General features: G+C 65.0%; 24 protein-coding genes. 12 read left to right on the top strand and 12 right to left on the bottom strand.

The genetic code is table 11. The annotated features are described in order from the left end of the window. The first annotated feature begins 147 nt into the window (after positions 1-147). Entirely contained in the window at positions 148-870 is a 723-nt protein-coding gene (locus tag BI347_RS01730) for an ArsR/SmtB family transcription factor (protein WP_193430950.1), read from the top strand. Position 871: 1 nt separating this feature from the next. Here the strand turns inward: BI347_RS01730 and BI347_RS01725 are convergent, their stop codons facing one another. The 3 genes from BI347_RS01725 to BI347_RS01720 form a co-directional block, all read right to left on the bottom strand. Beyond that, a complete protein-coding gene (locus tag BI347_RS01725) occupies positions 872-1,267 on the bottom strand; it encodes an acyl-CoA thioesterase (RefSeq protein ID WP_071111509.1) in 396 nt (131 codons plus the stop codon). A gap of 149 nt (positions 1,268-1,416) precedes the next feature. Next, entirely contained in the window at positions 1,417-1,554 is a 138-nt protein-coding gene (locus BI347_RS23910) for a hypothetical protein (RefSeq protein ID WP_158020696.1), read from the bottom strand. Further along, positions 1,551-1,847 (bottom strand): DUF2325 domain-containing protein, encoded by a 297-nt coding sequence (locus BI347_RS01720; RefSeq protein WP_071111510.1) that lies wholly within the window; start codon positions 1,845-1,847, stop codon positions 1,551-1,553. The genes BI347_RS23910 and BI347_RS01720 overlap by 4 nt, the downstream gene beginning before the upstream one ends. 208 nt (positions 1,848-2,055) lie before the next feature. On the opposite strand from BI347_RS01720, the gene BI347_RS01715 reads away from it, so the two are divergent. Next, complete coding sequence (locus BI347_RS01715) at positions 2,056-3,369, top strand: Na+/H+ antiporter family protein (protein ID WP_071111511.1); 1,314 nt, start codon at positions 2,056-2,058, stop codon at positions 3,367-3,369. Between the two features lie 9 nt (positions 3,370-3,378). Further along, positions 3,379-3,591: a SlyX family protein gene (locus BI347_RS01710; protein WP_083338630.1), complete on the top strand. Its 213-nt coding sequence runs from the start codon at positions 3,379-3,381 to the stop codon at positions 3,589-3,591. A 158-nt stretch (positions 3,592-3,749) separates the two neighbouring features. Here BI347_RS01710 and BI347_RS01705 read toward each other — a convergent pair whose 3' ends face one another. The 3 genes from BI347_RS01705 to BI347_RS01695 all read right to left on the bottom strand — a co-directional run bounded on the left by BI347_RS01705 (position 3,750) and on the right by BI347_RS01695 (position 5,539). Continuing rightward, complete coding sequence (locus tag BI347_RS01705; protein WP_139166868.1) at positions 3,750-3,986, bottom strand: hypothetical protein; 237 nt, start codon at positions 3,984-3,986, stop codon at positions 3,750-3,752. A gap of 84 nt (positions 3,987-4,070) precedes the next feature. Beyond that, positions 4,071-4,580, bottom strand: coding sequence for a GNAT family N-acetyltransferase (locus BI347_RS01700; RefSeq protein ID WP_071111513.1), 510 nt, complete (start codon positions 4,578-4,580; stop codon positions 4,071-4,073). Between the two features lie 53 nt (positions 4,581-4,633). Further along, the gene (locus BI347_RS01695; protein WP_071111514.1) at positions 4,634-5,539 is read right to left on the bottom strand and encodes a DMT family transporter; all 906 of its coding nucleotides are present in this window, start codon (positions 5,537-5,539) and stop codon (positions 4,634-4,636) included. 50 nt (positions 5,540-5,589) lie between these two features. Here BI347_RS01695 and dapC point away from each other — a divergent pair, with 50 nt between their 5' ends. The 9 genes from dapC (at position 5,590) to BI347_RS01650 (ending at position 12,349) form a co-directional block, all read left to right on the top strand. Further along, a complete protein-coding gene (dapC, locus tag BI347_RS01690; protein WP_071111515.1) occupies positions 5,590-6,795 on the top strand; it encodes a succinyldiaminopimelate transaminase in 1,206 nt (401 codons plus the stop codon). A gap of 66 nt (positions 6,796-6,861) precedes the next feature. Next, complete coding sequence (gene dapD / locus BI347_RS01685) at positions 6,862-7,683, top strand: 2,3,4,5-tetrahydropyridine-2,6-dicarboxylate N-succinyltransferase (RefSeq protein ID WP_071111516.1); 822 nt, start codon at positions 6,862-6,864, stop codon at positions 7,681-7,683. A gap of 328 nt (positions 7,684-8,011) precedes the next feature. Further along, the gene (locus BI347_RS01680; protein WP_071111517.1) at positions 8,012-8,830 is read left to right on the top strand and encodes an ABC transporter ATP-binding protein; all 819 of its coding nucleotides are present in this window, start codon (positions 8,012-8,014) and stop codon (positions 8,828-8,830) included. After that, positions 8,823-9,608, top strand: coding sequence for a lipid asymmetry maintenance ABC transporter permease subunit MlaE (mlaE, locus tag BI347_RS01675; protein ID WP_071111518.1), 786 nt, complete (start codon positions 8,823-8,825; stop codon positions 9,606-9,608). Before BI347_RS01680 ends, mlaE begins: the two co-directional genes overlap by 8 nt. A gap of 12 nt (positions 9,609-9,620) precedes the next feature. Continuing rightward, the gene (gene mlaD / locus BI347_RS01670; protein ID WP_071111519.1) at positions 9,621-10,088 is read left to right on the top strand and encodes an outer membrane lipid asymmetry maintenance protein MlaD; all 468 of its coding nucleotides are present in this window, start codon (positions 9,621-9,623) and stop codon (positions 10,086-10,088) included. Between the two features lie 94 nt (positions 10,089-10,182). After that, positions 10,183-10,815 carry an MlaC/ttg2D family ABC transporter substrate-binding protein gene (locus tag BI347_RS01665; RefSeq protein WP_071111520.1) on the top strand — a complete coding sequence of 211 codons (633 nt, stop codon included), beginning with the start codon at positions 10,183-10,185 and terminating at the stop codon, positions 10,813-10,815. Next, positions 10,815-11,102 (top strand): STAS domain-containing protein, encoded by a 288-nt coding sequence (locus BI347_RS01660; protein WP_071111521.1) that lies wholly within the window; start codon positions 10,815-10,817, stop codon positions 11,100-11,102. The genes BI347_RS01665 and BI347_RS01660 overlap by 1 nt, the downstream gene beginning before the upstream one ends. A gap of 1 nt (position 11,103) precedes the next feature. Beyond that, on the top strand, positions 11,104-11,931 hold the full coding sequence (locus BI347_RS01655; RefSeq protein WP_071115175.1) for an MlaA family lipoprotein: 828 nt from the start codon (positions 11,104-11,106) through the stop codon (positions 11,929-11,931). 79 nt (positions 11,932-12,010) lie between these two features. Beyond that, complete coding sequence (locus BI347_RS01650; RefSeq protein WP_071111523.1) at positions 12,011-12,349, top strand: zinc ribbon domain-containing protein YjdM; 339 nt, start codon at positions 12,011-12,013, stop codon at positions 12,347-12,349. Between the two features lie 173 nt (positions 12,350-12,522). Here BI347_RS01650 and BI347_RS01645 read toward each other — a convergent pair whose 3' ends face one another. The 6 genes from BI347_RS01645 to BI347_RS01620 all read right to left on the bottom strand — a co-directional run bounded on the left by BI347_RS01645 (position 12,523) and on the right by BI347_RS01620 (position 17,566). After that, positions 12,523-13,491, bottom strand: coding sequence for a patatin-like phospholipase family protein (locus BI347_RS01645; RefSeq protein WP_071116316.1), 969 nt, complete (start codon positions 13,489-13,491; stop codon positions 12,523-12,525). Between the two features lie 150 nt (positions 13,492-13,641). Then, positions 13,642-14,895, bottom strand: a complete 1,254-nt coding sequence (gene murA / locus BI347_RS01640; protein WP_071111524.1) for a UDP-N-acetylglucosamine 1-carboxyvinyltransferase — start codon at positions 14,893-14,895, stop codon at positions 13,642-13,644. Between the two features lie 10 nt (positions 14,896-14,905). Next, a complete protein-coding gene (locus tag BI347_RS01635) occupies positions 14,906-15,154 on the bottom strand; it encodes a BolA family protein (protein ID WP_071111525.1) in 249 nt (82 codons plus the stop codon). A 25-nt stretch (positions 15,155-15,179) separates the two neighbouring features. Then, on the bottom strand, positions 15,180-15,935 hold the full coding sequence (locus BI347_RS01630) for an ABC transporter permease (RefSeq protein WP_071115174.1): 756 nt from the start codon (positions 15,933-15,935) through the stop codon (positions 15,180-15,182). Then, positions 15,932-16,834, bottom strand: coding sequence for an ABC transporter ATP-binding protein (locus tag BI347_RS01625; RefSeq protein WP_071112052.1), 903 nt, complete (start codon positions 16,832-16,834; stop codon positions 15,932-15,934). Before BI347_RS01625 ends, BI347_RS01630 begins: the two co-directional genes overlap by 4 nt. Positions 16,835-16,918: 84 nt before the next feature. Then, complete coding sequence (locus BI347_RS01620; protein WP_071111527.1) at positions 16,919-17,566, bottom strand: TetR family transcriptional regulator; 648 nt, start codon at positions 17,564-17,566, stop codon at positions 16,919-16,921. Positions 17,567-17,769 lie beyond the last annotated feature (203 nt).

The raw sequence follows: 17,769 nt of genomic DNA, 5'->3' as shown, positions 1-17,769 counted from the left end.
GCGCCAGACCGCGGCGGAACGGCAGCTGAGACTCGCTCAGCAAATCGGTGTGCAGATAGGTCCGCATGGCAAAACTCCTTGGCTTGTCCTGAAGATGCCGTTATCGTAGCCAGCCATCCTCCTCGATGTTTCACGCTGGAGTGAATCATGACCGCCGACCATTCCGCCCTGCCCGACATCAGCCGCCTGGCCAGCCTGCTGGCCGATCCCGGCCGCGCCCGCATGCTGCTGCTGATGCTGGACGGCAGAAGCTTCCCGGCCTCCGAGCTGGCGCAACACGCCGGCCTGTCGCCGCAGGCCGCCAGCAACCATCTGGCCAAGCTGTTGCACGGCGGCATGGTCAAGGTGGAGCAGCATGGCCGCCACCGCTACTACCTGCTGGCGGACTCCGCCATCGCCCAGGCGATAGAGGCGCTGAGCGCCGCCGCCCATGGCCACGACCTGGCGCGGCCGGCGATCGCCAGCCGGGTGGCGCCGGAATTGCGGCTGGCGCGCACCTGCTATGACCACCTGGCGGGCCGGCTGGGGATCGCCATGGCCGACGCGATGCAGGCGGACGCGCTGCTGCTGCTGAATGAACAAAGGGAATTCGAGCTGACCGCGCGCGGGCGGCAATGGTTCGCCGGGGAACTTGGCGTGGAGGCGGCGGAGTCCGGCGGATCGCGGCGACCGCTGGTGCGCGCCTGCCTGGACTGGAGCGAGCGCCGGCCCCACCTGGCCGGGCAGCTGGGCGCCGCGCTATGCCGCGCCTTCCTGCAGCGCGGCTGGGTGGAGCGGCGCCAGAATGGCCGCGCGCTGCGCGTCAGCCCGGCCGGCTATGATTTTTTGCGGCGGCAATGGGGCTTGCGGCCGCAGGATATCGCCGGCTGACTCAGCCGGCCAGCCGCTCGACGAAGGTGTCCGGAATCGCCGGCCGCCCGCGTTCGTTGATGGCGGTGCCGATCACCAGCCCCTCCAGCACCACCTTGTCGTCCGCCAGGCGGACCACCCGCTGGCGGAAGCCGAAGCGCACCCGCGATACCGCCTCGAACGCCACGGTGACGACGAAGCGGTCGCCGCTGGTCAGCGAAGCCTTGTAGTCCATCTCCGAGCGCACCACCACCAGATTGACGCCATCGCGCGCCAACTGGGCGAAATCGACGCCCTTTGCCAGCAAAAACTCGTGGCGGGCATGCTCCAGATAATTGAAGTACACGCCGTTGTTGACGATGCCCTGCATATCGCATTCGTAATCGCGCACCTTGAATTCAACGGAAAAAACCGACATCTGACGCATCCTGTGCTGGTGAGGGAAAGAAACCGCCGTCCACGGCGGACGGCGGTTATTTGGACGAGTAAAGCGGCGGGGATTTTCGCAGAATGGCGGGCGATGGGCCAGCTGGCGCGCCGGGAAGACGCGCGCGCGGCAAGCGTGAATCAGCGGGCCGGAGGCGCCGGCGGTTTGGCCGGCTCGGGACTATGATTGACCTTCAGCCACTCCACCCGCGGCAGCGCCTGCTGCGGCGTCTGCTTCAGCTGCCAGGCCAGCCAGTTTTCATTGCCGGAAAAGATCATGCGTTTCGGCTCCAGCCATGGTGCCGCAGCCGCTGCTCCACCGCGGTGGCGGAGCGGCGGCAGGCCAACACCGGAATCCCGAGCGCCGCGGCGCTGTCGCGGTAATGCCGCATCACGTTGTGGCCGAGAAAGTCGGTCAAGAGGATCAGCACGTCCGGCCTCCCCGGCAGCGGCGTCTTGCGTTGGTGCGCGACGTTGCGGCCGCAGATATGGCGGCCGATGCGGATGTTGTACTGTTGCAGCACTTGCGGAATATTGCCCAGACTGTCAGCTCCTACCAGCAGCGCCTCCATCTTGCCTCCTTGCCGTGTCACACGGATTCAGGTGATGACTTGACTGTAAAGCCGGCTTCTAATTTCCTCTAGTAATATGAAATTTTAATACTATCTCTTTTTGATATATAAAGACCGCCTCTTTCCCGCCGAACTCGACAGCGCGGACAAAACCCGTTACCCTGCCGCCCCGCGCCGCCGCGCATAAGTTACTGATTTGTCTATACAAATGAATGCCGTTGTCCTTGCCGTGGGCGCCATGCTCACCCTGGCGCTGTTGCGCACCCACGTCGTCATCAGCCTGCTGCTGGGCGCCCTGATCGGCGGCCTCGCCGGCGGCCTATCGCTGTCCGCCACCCTGGCCGCCTTCAACAACGGCATCACCGGCGGCGCCGCGGTGGCGCTGTCCTACGCGCTATTGGGCGCCTTCGCCGTCGCCATAGCCAAATCCGGCCTGCCGCACGCGATGGCCGACATCGCCGTCAAGCGGCTGGAGCACAGCAGCGGCCACGGCCGGCTGAAGTGGACGCTGATCCTGCTGCTGGGCGGCGTAAGCGTCGCCAGCCAGAACCTGGTGCCGATCCACATCGCCTTCATCCCGATGCTGATTCCGCCGCTGTTGTATGTGATGGCGCGGCTGAAGCTGGACCGCCGGCTGGTGGCCTGCGTGATCACCTTCGGCCTGGTGACGCCGTATATGGTGTTCCCGGTGGGTTTTGGCGACATCTACCTGAAACAGATCCTGCTGGGCAATGCCGCTAAGGCCGGCATGGACATTCGCGGCGTCAACGTGATGCATGCGATGGCGATTCCGGCGCTGGGCATGCTGGCGGGGCTGCTGTGCGCGGTGCTGGCGAGCTACCGCAAGCCGCGCCAGTATTCGCTGGGCAAGATAGAAAACGCCGAACGCACCCGCGCCCGCGTCAGCCCCAAGTCGCTGGCCACCGCGCTGGCCGCCATCGTCGCGGCGTTCTCGGTGCAGTTGTACACCGGATCGATGATCATGGGCGCGCTGGCCGGCTTCCTGCTGTTCCTCGCCACCGGCGTGGTGAAATGGAGGGACGCCGACGGCGTGTTCAACGAGGGCATGAAGATGATGGCGATGGTGGGCTTCACCATGATCACTTCGCAAGGCTTTGCCGAAGTGCTGCGCGCCACCGGCCAGATCGCGCCCTTGGTCCAGACCGGCGCGGCGCTGTTCGAAGGCCAGCGGCCGCTGGCCGCGCTGGCGATGCTGGCGATAGGCATGACGGTGACGTTGGGCATAGGCTCGTCGTTCTCCACCGTGCCCATCCTCACCGCCATCTACGTGCCGCTATGCGCGCACCTGGGCTTCTCGCCGCTGGCGACGGTGTCCATCATCGGCACCGCGGGCGCCTTGGGCGACGCCGGCTCGCCGGCGTCCGACTCCACCATGGGGCCGACTTCCGGGTTGAACCTGGACGGCCAGCACGACCATATCCGCGACACGGTGATTCCCACCTTCCTGCATTTCAACCTGCCCTTGATGGCCGCCGGCTGGATTGCGGCGATGGTGTTGTAGAATAGGCGCATGAATACCGAAATCGACACCCGCCTGGCCGAACTGGAAGTGAAGCTGGCCTTCCAGGACGAGCTGCTGGACGCGCTGAACGCCACCGTGGCGCGGCAGCAAAAGGAAATGGAGCTGTTGCAGCAGCAGATGCGGCTGCTGTACCAGCAATTGCGCAGCAACCAGCCGGACGACGGCGCCGGACTGCGCGACGAGATTCCGCCGCACTACTGAGGATGGCCGCCACCCCGCCGCGGGGCTTCGCCCGCGTCATCCGGCCGCAACTTGGCGACCGCGGCTGAGCGACCTCTCAGCCCGCTCCCCCGATGAGCAGCGCAAGCGAAACACCTATCGCACACGCGTCAGATGCAAGCTGACACCGTTATCAAGCGTCAACCTATCCGGATCTCGAAATCGCCATCATAGGCAAAAGCCCGCTGCCAATGCCATTGCGCCGGACGAACCCGGCCCCACAGCACCACGCCTTGCCTTTGCCCGACAAGCCTTGGGGATAACGCCACGCCCTGCCATGATGCGACACTGTTTTCCCGATAGGCCAGCGCCTTGATACCGGCCTTAAGTTTGACCGACGTACTCCGGCTACCGGTCTGGCCAAGGGTTACAACCATGTCGGCCTCTTCACTCGACTGGTCCACGGCTTGCACCGCGACACCTGCGCCTCAATATTCTTGCGCGCCATCCCGCCGCATCCACTACGCCCTCTCAGGCCTGGCCGACTCTCCCAGCCATTTGTACATCACCAGGCAGTCCACTAGGCCTAGCGACGCGTGGAGGTAGGCGCGCGGCAGGCGGCCGACGATGTCGAAGCCCAGCTTCTGCCACAAGGCCACCGCCGCCGCGTTGCTCGCCACCACGCTGTTGAACTGCAGCGCCAGAAAGCCGCGCGCCCGCGCCCGCTGTTGCGAGTGCTCGCACATCAGCCGCGCCACGCCCTTGCCGCGCGCCGCCGGCGCCACCATATAGCCGCAGTTGCCGACATGGCCGCCGGGGCCGGCGGCGTTGGCTTTCAGGAAATAGCTGCCCAGCAACTGTCCCTGCTCCTCCGCCACCCAGGTTTCCAGCGGCACCTCGCACCACAGCCGCCGCGCCTGCTCCAGGCTGAGGTCCGGCTCGTAGGCATAGGTTTCCCGCGCGGCGACAATCGCGTGGAACACCGGCCAGAACGCCGCGAAATCCTGCGGCTGCATCGCTCTGATCTGCATCTTGCTTCCTGATGGTTTGGCGGCGCGGCGAGCGCGCCTCGAGAAAACGATGGTTACGGCGTCGGCTGCGGCTTGCTCGCCGGCTGCGTCATCTGGCCGGACAGCAGACTGGCGCTGGCGATCAGCGCCCCGCCCAGCCATTCGCGCAGCGTCATTGCCTCGCCGGCCAACAGGTAGGCGGACACAGCGGCGAACACCAGCTCCATCAGCATCAGCGTCATCGCCTGGGTGGCCGGCAGGATGGACAGGCCATGCTGCGATACCACGCTGGTGCACATCAGCACCACCCCCAGGATGGCCAGCACCAGCCAGCTGTCCAGCGGAATGGTCAGCATCTTGCCCATCTCGCCGCTGTGCAGCAGGCTGACCGCGCCGATCAGCGCCACGCCGAACCAGATCGACGCCGACTTCACCGGCACCGGTATCGCGTGCGCCTTGCGGCTGACCACATTGCCGAAGGCGAAGGCCATGCCGCCGGACAAGGCCAGCCATTCGTAGCGGTGGCTCAACGGCAGTTCGCCGGCGAACAGCCCCGGATGGTATATGAAGATGAAGCAGCCCAGCAGCGACAGCCCCACCACCAGCCAGCCGCTGCGGGTCAGCCGCTCGTTCAGCATCAGCCGCGACAGCAGCACCGTCCACAGCGGCGACAGGTAGAACAGCAGCAACACCCGCATCACCTGCCCCTCCGCCACCGCCAACGTATAGCTGAAATTGCACCAGCCGAACACCAGCGTCAGCAGCACCAGCACCGGCTCGAAACGGAACTGGCGGCGATAGAGCTTGAAGAACACTGTCAGGCCCAGCGCGATTGTGACCAGATAGCTGGCCAGCGAGGCCATCGCCACGCTGACGCCCTGGTTGTTGAGGCTGCGGAATGGATACCACATCAGCCCCCACACCAGCGCGGTGGTGAGGATGCCGGAAGTGGCGACAAATTTTTGTTTTACAGGTGTCATGGCTGTTCTTAAGATGGTCGATTGCCCGTGCCGATTTTTGGAGATGTCCGGTGAACCCACGCCTGGCCCAGTTGCACCCCTACCCGTTCCAACGCCTAGCCGCCTTGCTGGCCGACGCCGCGCCGCCCGCCGGCCTGCCCCACATCAGCCTGGCGATGGGAGAGCCCAAACATCCGGCGCCGCAGCTGGTAAAGGACGCGCTGTGCGCCAGCCTGGACGGCCTGTCCGGCTACCCGGCGACGCAGGGCTCGCCGGCGCTGCGCCAGGCCTGCGCCGGCTGGGCCGAGCGCCGCTACGGCGTGAAGCTCGATCCGGCGCGCGAGGTGCTGCCGGTCAACGGCAGCCGCGAGGCGCTGTTTGCGCTGACACAGTGCCTGGTGGACGCCAGCGGCATCGAGCCGCCGGTAGTGATCTCCCCCAATCCGTTTTACCAGATTTACGAGGGCGCGGCACTGCTGGCCGGCGCCGAGCCCTACTACCTGAACTGCGACGCGGCGCGCCGCTTCCAGCCCGACTGGGACAGCGTGCCGGAGTCCGTCTGGCGCCGAACCCAACTGGTGATCGTCTGCAGCCCCGGCAATCCCACCGGCGCGGTGATGAACCTGGCCGACTGGAAAAAGCTGTTCGCGCTGTCCGATCAATACGGCTTCGTCATCGCCAGCGACGAGTGCTATTCGGAAATCCATTTCGGCGAGCCCCCGCTGGGCGGCTTGTCCGCCGCGCGCCAGCTGGGCCGGAGCCTCGCGCGGCTGGTGATGCTGACCAGCCTGTCCAAGCGCTCCAACGTGCCAGGCATGCGTTCCGGCTTCGTCGCCGGCGACGCCGCCATCCTGGAAAAATTCCTGCTCTACCGCACCTACCACGGCAGCGCGATGAGTTTGACGGTGCAGGCCGCCAGCATCGCCGCCTGGAACGACGAGGCCCATGTCGAATCCAACCGGGCAGCCTATGCCGCCAAGTTCGACGCAGCGCTGCCGCTGCTGTCGCCGGCGCTGAAGGTGGCGCGGCCCGACGCCGGCTTCTACCTGTGGACGCAAGTGCCTGGCGGCGACGACGTCGCCTTCGCCCGAGCGCTGTTCGCCCAGCAGCACGTAACGGTGCTGCCGGGCAGCTTCCTGGCCCGCGATGCCCACGGCGGCAATCCGGGCCGGGGCTATGTGCGCATCGCGCTGGTGGCCGGACAAGAGGAATGCGCGGCCGCCACGCAAAGGATTGTAGAATTCTGCCAGACCCATCCTGCCGCCACGCTGGCATAAACGCTTAACATCCGCAGACAGAGATAAATGAATACCCCGATACACCTTGCCAAAGGACTGAACCAGATGCATCCGATCCAAAGCCTGATCGAACAGGCATTCGAAAACCGCGCCGAAATCACTCCCGCCACCGTATCGCCGGAGCTGAAGGCCGCCATCGACCAGGTCGTCGCCGAGCTGGACAACGGCCACCTGCGCGTCGCCGAGAAGCAGGGCGCCGACTGGGTGGTGAACCAGTGGGTGAAGAAGGCGGTGCTGCTGTCCTTCCGCATCCGCGACAACGCGGTGCAGGACGACGGCGTCAACCGCTACTTCGACAAGGTGGACACCAAGTTCGCCGACTGGAACCAGGCTCGCTTCCAGGAAGCGGGCTTCCGCGTGGTGCCGGGCGCGGTGGCGCGCAAGGGCAGCTTCATCGCCAAGAACACCGTGCTGATGCCGTCCTACGTCAACATCGGCGCCTATGTCGACGAAGGCACCATGGTGGACACCTGGGCCACTGTCGGCTCCTGCGCCCAGATCGGCAAGAACGTGCATCTGTCCGGCGGCGTCGGCATCGGCGGCGTGCTGGAGCCGCTGCAAGCCAACCCGACCATCATCGAGGACAACTGCTTCATCGGCGCGCGCTCGGAAGTGGTGGAAGGCGTGATCGTCGGCGAAGGCTCGGTGATCTCGATGGGCGTCTACATCGGCCAGTCCACCAAGATCTACGACCGCGAAACCGGCGAAGTCAGCTACGGCCGCATCCCGCCGGGCTCGGTGGTGGTGTCCGGCAATCTGCCGTCCAAGGACGGCAGCCACAGCCTGTACTGCGCGGTGATCGTCAAGAAAGTCGACGCGCAAACCCGCAGCAAGACCAGCATCAACGAGTTGCTGCGCGGCGTGTAAGCACCCGGCGGGCTGCGCCGGGCCCCGCCGGCGCAGCTTTTGCGACAAGCCTCTTGACTTCACAAGTCAAGACAAAAGCATTTCAATGCGGCAAATTTGCACTCAGTAACATAGCCAGATTTGGCGGCGCGGCCGCAACGCTATAAAATCCAGCTATTCGAGACTGGATAGCACGCCACCGGCAAGCTGCCTGCCCGGCACCGCAGAGTGGCGGCCCTTCCTCACCCATGCGGCGGCCCCGCTCTGCCGCGGCAGTGAAGCTCGCGTGAATTTCGCCGTCTCACCGGAGTCTCAACAGAACTCCTCTTGCAAGCAGTTTGGAACTTTCGTGTCCTCAGACCATTTCATAGAATTCAGGAACGTCAGCTTCGCCTACGGCGACCGGCCTATTCTGAAAGACCTCAGCCTCAGCGTGCCGCGCGGCAAGCTGGTGGCCATCATGGGCGGCAGCGGCAGCGGCAAGACCACGCTGCTGCGGCTGATTTCCGGCCAGATCCGCCCGCAGTCGGGCGCGGTGCTGATAGACGGCCGCGACATCGCCAGGATGAGCCATGCCGAGCTGTACCAGCACCGCCGCCGCATGGGCATGCTGTTCCAGTTCGGCGCGCTGTTCACCGACCTCAACGTCGAGGACAACGTCGCCTTCCCGCTGCGCGAACACACCAAGCTGCCCGACAGCATGGTAAAGGACCTCGTCACCATGAAACTGGAGGCGGTGGGACTGCGCGGCACCCAGAAGCTGATGCCGGCCGAGCTGTCCGGCGGCATGGCGCGGCGGGTGGCGCTGGCGCGCGCCATCGCGCTCGACCCGCAGCTGATGCTGTACGACGAGCCCTTCACCGGCCTGGACCCGATCTCGCTGGGCGTGATCGCGCTGCTGATCAAGAAGCTCAACGACGCGCTGGGCACCACCGCGGTGATGGTGACCCACGACGTGCACAAGTCGCTGGAGATCGTCGACCACGTGCTATTTGTCGCCGGCGGCCAGATCATCGCCCAGGGCACCCCGGACGAGGTGCGCGGCTCGGATTCGCCGTGGGTGCGGCAGTTCGTCAACGGCGAGGCCGACGGCCCGGTGCATTTCAATTTCCCGGCCGCCAGCACGCTGGCCGCCGACCTGGGGCTGCAAGGAGGCGCGCATGCTTGATTTCCTCACTTCGCCGCTGCGCCGCCTGGGCCACGTCACCATCAACGCGGTGTGGCGGCTGGGTTTCGCCAGCCGCTTCCTGGTGGCCATCCTGCTCAATAGCGGCCAGAGCCTGCTCAGGCTGCAGCTGACCATACGCGAGATCTACTTCGCCGGCGTGATGTCGCTGATCATCATCGTGGTGTCCGGCCTGTTCGTCGGCATGGTGCTGGGCCTGCAGGGCTACACCACGCTGGCCAAGTTCGGCTCGGCCGACGCGCTGGGCGCGATGGTGGCGCTGTCGCTGCTGCGCGAGCTGGGCCCGGTGCTGGCGGCGCTATTGTTCGCCAGCCGCGCCGGCAGCGCGATGACCGCCGAGATCGGCCTGATGAAAACCACCGAGCAGCTGGACGCGATGAGCGTGATGGCGGTCAATCCGATGGCCCGCGTGATCGCGCCGCGCTTCTGGGCCGGCGTGATCTCCATGCCCATCCTGGCCGCGCTATTCAACGTCGTCGGCATTTTCGGCGGCTATCTGGTGGGAGTGGTGATGATAGGCCTGGACGCCGGCACCTTCTGGTCGCAGATGCAGGGCAACGTCGATCTACATTACGACGTGGTCAACGGCCTGATCAAGAGCCTGTGCTTCGGCGTGGCCGTCACCCTGATCGCCGTATTCGAAGGCTACGACGCCACGCCGACTGCCGCCGGCGTGTCCGCGGCCACCACCCGCACCGTGGTTACCTCGGCGCTGGTGATCCTGGCGCTGGACTTCGTGTTGACCGCCTTAATGTTCTAGGAAAAAAACCGAATGAAACGCTCTACCATTGATTTGTGGGTCGGCATTTTTGTCGCGCTGGGCATCGCCGCCGTCACCTTCCTGTCGCTGAAGGTGGCCAACCTGACGCCGCAAAGCGCCGCGCAAAGCTATGTGCTGTACGCCGATTTCGACAACGTCGGCGGCCTGAAGGTGAAAGCGCCGGTGAAAGAGGCCGGCGTGCTGGTCGGCCGCGTCACCGACATCCGGCTGGACCCCAAGACCTTCCGCGCCCGTGTGACGCTGAGCGTCGACAAGGCCTACCAGCTGTCCGACGACACCAGCGCCTCGATCCTGACCTCCGGCCTCTTGGGCGAGCAATACATCGGCCTGCAGCAGGGCGGTTCGGAAACCACGCTGGCGGCCGGCGGCACCATCACCATCACCTCGTCGGCCATGGTGCTGGAACAATTGATCGGCAAATTCATGACCGGATTTTCCGGCAAAGACGCAAGCAAATAGCGTCGCAAAAGGGCAACCCTCAACGCGGATACTCAACGGCAGGCGCCTGCCGCCGCTGGGTGCCGCATGAACTGTGAAACATGGAATATCGAAAATGAAAAAACTGTTTACCCTGTTCTGTCTCATTGTCGGCCTGTCGTCCGCCCAGGCCATCGCCGCCGGCGATTCCCCGGTTGAAATCGTCAAGGACGGTTCGCGCCAGGTGCTGGACATCCTGAAGCAGGACAACGGCAAGAATACCCGGCAGGTCCGCCAGCAGGCGGAAGCCGCGGCGGTGCCGCTGTTCGACTTCCCGCGCATGACCGCGCTGGCGGTCGGCCTGGGCTGGCGCCAGGCCACCCCGGAGCAGCGCAGTCAGCTGACCCAGCAATTCCAAACCTTGCTGGTGCGCACCTACTCCACCACCATGACCCGCTTCAAAACCGCCCAGGTCGACGTGAAGCCCAACCCGGTGGTCGCCGCCAATGGCCGCGACGCCACCGTCAAGTCCAGCGTCACCCTGCCGGGCAACACCAATCCGGTATCGGTCGACTACGTGATGTACAAGGGCGACAAGGGCTGGAAGATTTACAACGTCAGCGTCGAAGGCGCCAGCTTGGTCACCGTCTACCGCAACAGCTTCAACGAAGAAATCCAGAAAACCGGCGTGGACGGCCTGATCAAGCTGCTGCAGGACAAGAACGCGGCGCCGGTCGCCGCAGCGCCGGCCGGCAAGGGCAAGGGCTGATGCTGAAAACCACCGCCCCCGGCGAGGCCAGCCTCAGCGGGCGCATCGACATGGCCAGCAGCGCCGCGCTGGCGCGGCCGCTCGCCGAGCTGGCCGCGCGCGGGCCGCTGCGGCTGGAACTGTCCGGCATCGCGTCGGCCGACTCCTCGGCGCTGGCGCTGCTGCTGCAGGCGCGCCGCGCCGCGGCCGCGGCCGGCCATCCGCTGACCTTCGCCGGCATGCCGGCGGACCTCGCCACCCTGGCCGGCCTGTACAATCTGGCCCCCCTGCTATCCGCCGGAGAGTGAAATGCGCCGCATCCTGCCTCTAGTCGCCATCCTGCTGCTGGCTGGCTGCGCCAGCAACCCGGCCGCCCCGTACGATCCGTACGAGCCTTACAACCGCACGGTGTTCAAAGTCAACGACACCGCCGACCAATGGGTGCTGCAGCCGTTGGCCAAGGGCTACCAGAAAGTAGTGCCCTCGCCGGTGCGCACCGGCGTCGGCAACTTCTTCGACAACCTGAAGGACGTCTACAGCTTTGCCTTCAACCTGCTGCGCGCCGAGCCGGAAAAAGCCGCCAACGACTTCATGCGCGTGGCGATCAACACCGGTTTCGGCCTGTTCGGCCTGATCGACATCGCCGACCAGGCGGGCCTGAAGAACAACAAGACCACGCTGGGCGACACCCTGGCCACCTGGGGTTGGAATAGCAGCAACTATTTCGTGCTGCCCTTCTTCGGCCCGTCCACCGTGCGCGACAGCACCGGTCTGGCCGCCTCGCTGGCTGGCCCCGGTCCCGAGCGGCTGATCTACCACAACGGCAACGAAGCCATCGCCTTCTACACCCTGTACGGCGTCAACACCCGCGCCAAGTACCTTGGCGTGGACAACCTGCTGGACACCGCCGCGGTGGATCGCTACAGCTACACCCGCGATGTCTACATGCAGCTGCGCGCCAAGCAGCTGGGCCAGCCAGACCCGACCCAGCCGGCCGACAGCCTCAATCTGGACGAACTGATGGATTCGCCGGGACCAGGCGGCAAGAGCGACAGCTCCGCGCCGGCGGCCCGCAGCCGCGACAGTTCGGCGCCCGCCGCCGCCCAGGCGGACAAGCCGGCCTCCACCCCGCAGTAAAGCCTGCGGCGCGGGCGGAACCCAATCGCTGCCGTCCGGATGGACGGCAGCCTTTCTTTTTTATCTATCAGGAATCGCCATGAGCCAGTTTCCCCCCTGTCCGCAATGCGGATCGGAATACACCTATCAAGACGGCGAAATGCTGGTCTGCCCGGAATGCGCGCACGAATGGTCCGGCTCGGCCGCCGCCGTCGAGGAGGAGACCCGCGTGGTGCGCGACGCCGTCGGCAACCTGCTGCAGGACGGCGACAGCGTCACCGTGATCAAAGATCTGAAGGTGAAAGGATCGTCGCTGGTGGTCAAGGTCGGCACCAAGGTGAAGAACATCCGCCTGGTCGACGGCGACCACGACATCGACTGCAAGATAGACGGCATCGGCGCAATGGGCCTGAAGTCGGAATTCGTCAAGAAGGCCTGACCGGCCTTCGCCCATCCGACGCGGCGGGCTGTGCGTACAGCGCCTGGCACCGCCCGCCGCGCATCCGGGTTTGCTGCGCTTAGGCCAGGGCCTTGATGGCTATCTGGCCGAGCATGGCTCGGCGCTCAAGAAACGATCGAGCCCGATCCGGCGGGCGCAAGCCCACCGCCGCGCTAGGCGCCGGCAGTCTGAAACCGCGAGCGGATGAACGCCTCCGCAGGCTGCAGATCCGCCTGGCGGCCGAGGCCTTGCAACAATGTCAGGCTGGCGGCATCGTCCAGCGCCACCTGCCGCGGCAACAGTGGCGAAACGCGCAGATAACGCCCGCCGCCCAGCATCTGCCGCACCTGAAAATCCGCCACCTCGTTGATGCCGTCCATCAACAGATCCGCCATCTTGGGACCCCACTGCGCCAGTCCCCAGCTCTCGCCCCCGTTCAGATGGAAGGGACTGTAGCCGGTGCCCAACGACAACATCGCCACCGCGTCCGGCGCGATCGCCAGACTCAGCCGCGCATCGCGGGTTTGCGCCAGCGCGCACATCGCCGGATTGTTGGCGAACACTCCGCCATCGGCAAAGCCGGCATACGAAGCGAAATAGGCCGGCGCGGCCGAGGTCTCCATCGCCACCCGGTACAGCTGTTGAGTCCCGTCGTCGCTGCCATCGACGGTGGGCAGATTGTGGTACACCTTGGGCCGCCAATACCGCAGCCCTTCCGGCAACCTGGCATAGCCATCCAGATTGAAAGCCGGCACCAGCACATGGCCGCGCCGGCCGTCATCGCTCAACAGCGAGCTCAGCTTGCCGTCCCCCAGCAGGCCGCGGCAAATCCGCTCCTTGACCTGGCTATCGTACTTGGGGCCGGTCAGTCCATTCAGCGTTTTCAGCCGCCACCACCAACTGCGGGAGAAAATCTTCGCACCCTGCTGTAGATAAACCTGCAGGATTTCGCGCGGCGCCATACCCTTGGCCAGGCCCAGCGCGATCATCCCGCCGGTGGAGGTGCCGGCGTACATATTGACGCCGGCCCGCCATCCCGGCACGGCCTGATCCAGCCGGTCGAGAATCACCAGCGGAATGATGCCGCGCAAGCCGCCTCCGTCTATCGACAGGATGCGGTAGCAAGATGTTGCTTCGTCCATGATGTCGTCCTTGGCTGGATTGACATGATAAAAGCATCGCAATGCCAGCGGCAACGGCGGCGATATCTTTAATCGCCGCCCAGGAAACAAAAACGCCACGTCCCCAAAGGGGCGTGGCGTGGCTGCGCGGCAGGCGCGGAGCGGAGCGGATCAGCTGACGCGTTCGATCAAGGCGCCGACGGCGCCCAGCTTCCTCTCGATATGCTCGTAGCCGCGGTCCAGGTGGTAGATGCGGTCGACAATGGTCTCGCCCTCGGCCACCAGGCCGGCGATCACCAGGCTGGCGGAAGCGCGCAGATCGGTGGCCATCACCGTGGCGCCGGACAGCTTGTCCACGCCCTTGATGATGGCGGTGTTGCCTTCCACTTCGATGTTGGCGCCCATGCGGTTGAGCTCGGGCACGTGCATGAAACGGTTTTCGAAGATGGTCTCGGTCACCACGCCGGCGCCCTCGGCCACACAGTTCAGCGTCATCAGCTGCGCCTGCATGTCGGTGGGGAAAGCCGGATACGGCAGGGTGCGGAAATTGACCGCCTTGGGGCGCTGCTTCATGTCCAGCGAGATCCAGTCGTCGCCGCATTCGATCAGCGCGCCGGTTTCGGCCAGTTTGTCCAGCACCGCCTCCATGCTCTTGGGCGCGGCGTTCTTCAGCACCACGTGGCCGCGGGTCATCGCGCCGGCCACCAGGAAGGTGCCGGCCTCGATGCGGTCCGGCATCACCGCGTAGTCGGCGCCATGCAGCCGGTCCACGCCCTCGATCACCAGGCGGTCGCTGCCGATGCCGGAGATCTTGGCGCCCATCGCCACCAGGCAGTTGGCCAGATCGGTCACTTCCGGCTCGCGCGCGGCGTTTTCCAGCACGGTGGTGCCTTCGGCCAGGGTGGCGGCCATCAGCAGGTTCTCGGTGCCGCCGACGGTGACCATGTCCATCACCACGCGGGCGCCGCGCAGGCGCTTGGCGCGCGCCTTGACGTAGCCGTGCTCGATGCTGACTTCGGCGCCCATCGCCACCAGGCCCTTGATGTGCTGGTCCACCGGCCGGCTGCCGATAGCGCAGCCGCCGGGCAGCGACACGGTGGCTTCGCCGAAGCGCGCCAGCGTCGGGCCCAACACCAGAATGGAGGCGCGCATGGTCTTCACCAGATCGTATGGCGCCACCAGACTGTCCAGTTGCCCGGCAGTGATCTCCATCTCGTGCACATTGTCGGTCATCACCCGCACGCCCATGCCCTGCAGCAGCTTCTGAGTGGTGGCGATGTCGCGCAGCATCGGCACGTTGGTGAAACGCATGGTGTCGCCGGTCAACAGGCTGGCGCACAAAATGGGCAGCGCGGCGTTCTTGGCGCCGGAGACGCGGATCTCGCCGTTGAGCGGGCCGTTGCCGATGATTTTCAGTTTATCCATGGTGTGGCTTTCAAGCTTGCAGTTTGGCCCACTCGTCCGGCGTGGCCGCCTTGACGATGGACAGCGCGTGGATTTCATTGCTGGCCAGGCGGGCGGCGATCACTTCCTTCACCAGGCGGTGGCGGTCGATCAGGCGCTTGCCCTCGAAGGCGGCCGAGACCACGGTGGCGTAGAAGTGGTGGCCGTCGCCTTCCACGTTCAGATAGGTGCATTCGAGGCCGGCCTCGATGTATTGCTTGACTTGCTGTTCGGTCATCATTGGGGACATCCAGAGCGAATAATATTCAGTGGCGCATCTTGTAGCCGGAGTGGATCAACCACAGGGCCAAAGACACCAGCGCAGCGAAGCTGCCCGCCACCACGCCGGCCGACAGCCAGGGGCTGACGTCGGCCTGGCCGAAAAAGCCGTAGCGGAAGCCGTCTATCATGTAGAACACCGGGTTGGCGTGCGACACGGCGTACCAGAACGATGGCAGGCTGTTGATGGAGTAAAACACGCCGGACAGGAAGGTCAGCGGCATGATCAGGAAATTCTGGAAGGCGGCCAGCTGGTCGAATTTCTCCGCCCAGATGCCGGCGATCACGCCCAGCGTGCCCAGCACGCCGCACCCCAGCACCGCGAACAGGACCGCCCATAGCGGCTGCGCCGGCAGCGGCAGGCCGAACCAGGCGGTGACCAGCAGCACGCCGGCCCCCACCGCCAGCCCGCGCACCACCGACGCCAGCAGATAGGCGGAAAAGAATTCCAGCGCGGTCAAGGGCGGCAGCATCAGGAACACGATGTTGCCGGTGATCTTGGACTGGATCAGGCTGCTTGAACTGTTGGCGAAGGCGTTCTGCGCCATCGACATCATCGCCAGGCCCGGAATCAGGAAGGCGGTGTAGCCGACGCCGGGATAGGCCTCGACATGCTTGGACAGCACGTGGGCGAAGATCAACTGGTACATCAGCGCGGTGAGCACCGGCGCCGCCACGGTCTGGAAGGCCACTTTCCAGAAGCGCACCAGCTCCTTCTTGAACAGGGTGAGGAAACCTATCATGCCGCCCCCCCGTTCATCATCTTGACGAACACGCTTTCCAGATCCGCCTCCACCACATTCAGTTCGCGCACCTCCACGCCGGCTTCGCGCAGCGTGGCCAGCACCGTTTCCAGTTCAGCCAGTTCCGCCAGCTGCAGCACCACCCGGCCGTCCTCATCGCGCAGCTTGCGCGGCAGCAGGCTGTCGGGCAGCGCGGCGGACAGCTTCACCGCCACTTCGCGGCGCGCGCTATGCGCCAGCAGCTTGTCCTTGTTCTCCAGCGCCAGCAGCCTGCCTTTTTTCAGCATGGCGATGCGCGAGCACAGGGTTTCGGCTTCTTCCAGATAGTGGGTGGTCAGCACGATGGCGTGGCCGGCGCGGTTCAGCTCCTGCACGAACAGCCACAGGCTCTGGCGCAGCTCCACATCCACGCCGGCGGTGGGCTCGTCCAGCACGATCACCGGCGGACGGTGCACCAGCGCCTGCGCCACCATCACCCGCCGCTTCATGCCGCCGGACAGGGCGCGCATATTGCTGTCAGCCTTGTCGGCCAGGCCCAGCTTGAACAGCAGCTCGTCGATCCAGGCATCGTTGCGGGCCAGGCCGAAGTAGCCCGACTGGAAGCGCAGCGTTTCGCGCACCGACAGGAAGGGATCGAACACCAGCTCCTGCGGCACCACGCCCAGCGCGCGCCGGGCCTGCTTGAAATCGCGCACCACATCGTGGCCCATCACCCGGATGCTGCCGCTGTCCGGGCGCGCCAGGCCCGCCAACGCGGAGATCAGCGTGGTCTTGCCGGCGCCGTTGGGGCCCAGCAGCGCGAAGAACTCGCCCGGCTCCACATTGAAGCTGACCTTATCCAGCGCCTGCAGCTGGCCGTAGCGTTTGCTGACGGCCTCAATTTCGATTGCGTGGGACATGAAAACCATGACGCCACCAAAGCGATGCCGAATCAATAGGGCTGCGCTAGTGGCTTGAGAAAAAAGCGCAATTATAGCGCCGGCTCAACGGCAAGTGGTAAGTTGTTCCATCACTTGCGGCAGAAAAATACCGCGGTACAGATATTGCAACAGTCGACTGACCGCATCGGTGGCTTCCGGACAGGGACTCTCCACCAGCAGGCGGCTCATCAGGCCTTCGTGCAGCGATTGCAGCACCACCGCGACATCGTCCGGATCGATGCCGGGCAGCGCCTGTCCCCGATCCATCGCCGCCATCACCACCTGGCCCAGCAGGCCGCGCGCCTCGTGCATGTGCGCCACGCACTCATCGTGGATGGGCGCCAGTTCGCCGACGTGCTCGCTGCGCATGAACAGGATCAGCAGAATGCGCCTCACCTGGGCGTTTTCCGCCACCAGCACCAGCAGTTTATGGCTGTGGTCCCACAAGGCCCGCGCCGGGTCGGCGCCGGCGGACTGCAGCAACTGCTCGCGCAACTCGTCGAAGGGCGCCGACACTCTATCCATCATCGCCCGGTACAGATCCAGCTTGTTCTGGAAATGCCAATACACCGCGCCGCGCGTCAGCCCGGCCGCGGTGGCGATTTCCGCCAGCGAGGTGCGCGATACGCCGTGCTCGCTGAACAACTGCTCGGCAGCGTCCAGCAGCTGCTGGCGGGTCTGCTCCGCTTCTTCACGTGTTTTCCGTACCATCCATCATTCTTCGCACTTAGTACTAGTATGAATTTTAACGGTTCTTTGTTGCGCAAACCGCTGCTTTTTTACATATCCACGACATTATAGCATTTTACATACAGACGCGTATGTATGTAAAATGCCGAAGCTTCAGGTTATGACAATCCAGACAACCATCCTCTGAAGCCCTAGTCATTACTTACACCCTTCCCGATTTTGCT

Origin of the sequence: Chromobacterium sphagni (assembly GCF_001855575.1) — a bacterium.
Taxonomy (GTDB): Bacteria; Pseudomonadota; Gammaproteobacteria; order Burkholderiales; family Chromobacteriaceae; genus Chromobacterium; species Chromobacterium sphagni.
This window is presented reverse-complemented; position numbering and strand designations above follow the sequence as displayed.

What these genes read in the sequence shown, in the direction of transcription:
- BI347_RS01730 (WP_193430950.1), top strand. Translation starts at nt 148, where the DNA reads ATGACCGCCGACCATTCCGCCCTGCCCGACATCAGCCGCCTGGCCAGC.
- BI347_RS01725 (WP_071111509.1), bottom strand. Translation starts at nt 1,267, where the DNA reads ATGTCGGTTTTTTCCGTTGAATTCAAGGTGCGCGATTACGAATGCGAT.
- BI347_RS23910 (WP_158020696.1), bottom strand. Translation starts at nt 1,554, where the DNA reads ATGATCTTTTCCGGCAATGAAAACTGGCTGGCCTGGCAGCTGAAGCAG.
- BI347_RS01720 (WP_071111510.1), bottom strand. Translation starts at nt 1,847, where the DNA reads ATGGAGGCGCTGCTGGTAGGAGCTGACAGTCTGGGCAATATTCCGCAA.
- BI347_RS01715 (WP_071111511.1), top strand. Translation starts at nt 2,056, where the DNA reads ATGAATGCCGTTGTCCTTGCCGTGGGCGCCATGCTCACCCTGGCGCTG.
- BI347_RS01710 (WP_083338630.1), top strand. Translation starts at nt 3,379, where the DNA reads ATGAATACCGAAATCGACACCCGCCTGGCCGAACTGGAAGTGAAGCTG.
- BI347_RS01705 (WP_139166868.1), bottom strand. Translation starts at nt 3,986, where the DNA reads ATGGTTGTAACCCTTGGCCAGACCGGTAGCCGGAGTACGTCGGTCAAA.
- BI347_RS01700 (WP_071111513.1), bottom strand. Translation starts at nt 4,580, where the DNA reads ATGCAGATCAGAGCGATGCAGCCGCAGGATTTCGCGGCGTTCTGGCCG.
- BI347_RS01695 (WP_071111514.1), bottom strand. Translation starts at nt 5,539, where the DNA reads ATGACACCTGTAAAACAAAAATTTGTCGCCACTTCCGGCATCCTCACC.
- dapD (WP_071111516.1), top strand. Translation starts at nt 6,862, where the DNA reads ATGCATCCGATCCAAAGCCTGATCGAACAGGCATTCGAAAACCGCGCC.
- mlaE (WP_071111518.1), top strand. Translation starts at nt 8,823, where the DNA reads ATGCTTGATTTCCTCACTTCGCCGCTGCGCCGCCTGGGCCACGTCACC.
- mlaD (WP_071111519.1), top strand. Translation starts at nt 9,621, where the DNA reads ATGAAACGCTCTACCATTGATTTGTGGGTCGGCATTTTTGTCGCGCTG.
- BI347_RS01665 (WP_071111520.1), top strand. Translation starts at nt 10,183, where the DNA reads ATGAAAAAACTGTTTACCCTGTTCTGTCTCATTGTCGGCCTGTCGTCC.
- BI347_RS01660 (WP_071111521.1), top strand. Translation starts at nt 10,815, where the DNA reads ATGCTGAAAACCACCGCCCCCGGCGAGGCCAGCCTCAGCGGGCGCATC.
- BI347_RS01655 (WP_071115175.1), top strand. Translation starts at nt 11,104, where the DNA reads ATGCGCCGCATCCTGCCTCTAGTCGCCATCCTGCTGCTGGCTGGCTGC.
- BI347_RS01650 (WP_071111523.1), top strand. Translation starts at nt 12,011, where the DNA reads ATGAGCCAGTTTCCCCCCTGTCCGCAATGCGGATCGGAATACACCTAT.
- BI347_RS01645 (WP_071116316.1), bottom strand. Translation starts at nt 13,491, where the DNA reads ATGGACGAAGCAACATCTTGCTACCGCATCCTGTCGATAGACGGAGGC.
- murA (WP_071111524.1), bottom strand. Translation starts at nt 14,895, where the DNA reads ATGGATAAACTGAAAATCATCGGCAACGGCCCGCTCAACGGCGAGATC.
- BI347_RS01635 (WP_071111525.1), bottom strand. Translation starts at nt 15,154, where the DNA reads ATGATGACCGAACAGCAAGTCAAGCAATACATCGAGGCCGGCCTCGAA.
- BI347_RS01630 (WP_071115174.1), bottom strand. Translation starts at nt 15,935, where the DNA reads ATGATAGGTTTCCTCACCCTGTTCAAGAAGGAGCTGGTGCGCTTCTGG.
- BI347_RS01625 (WP_071112052.1), bottom strand. Translation starts at nt 16,834, where the DNA reads ATGTCCCACGCAATCGAAATTGAGGCCGTCAGCAAACGCTACGGCCAG.
- BI347_RS01620 (WP_071111527.1), bottom strand. Translation starts at nt 17,566, where the DNA reads ATGGTACGGAAAACACGTGAAGAAGCGGAGCAGACCCGCCAGCAGCTG.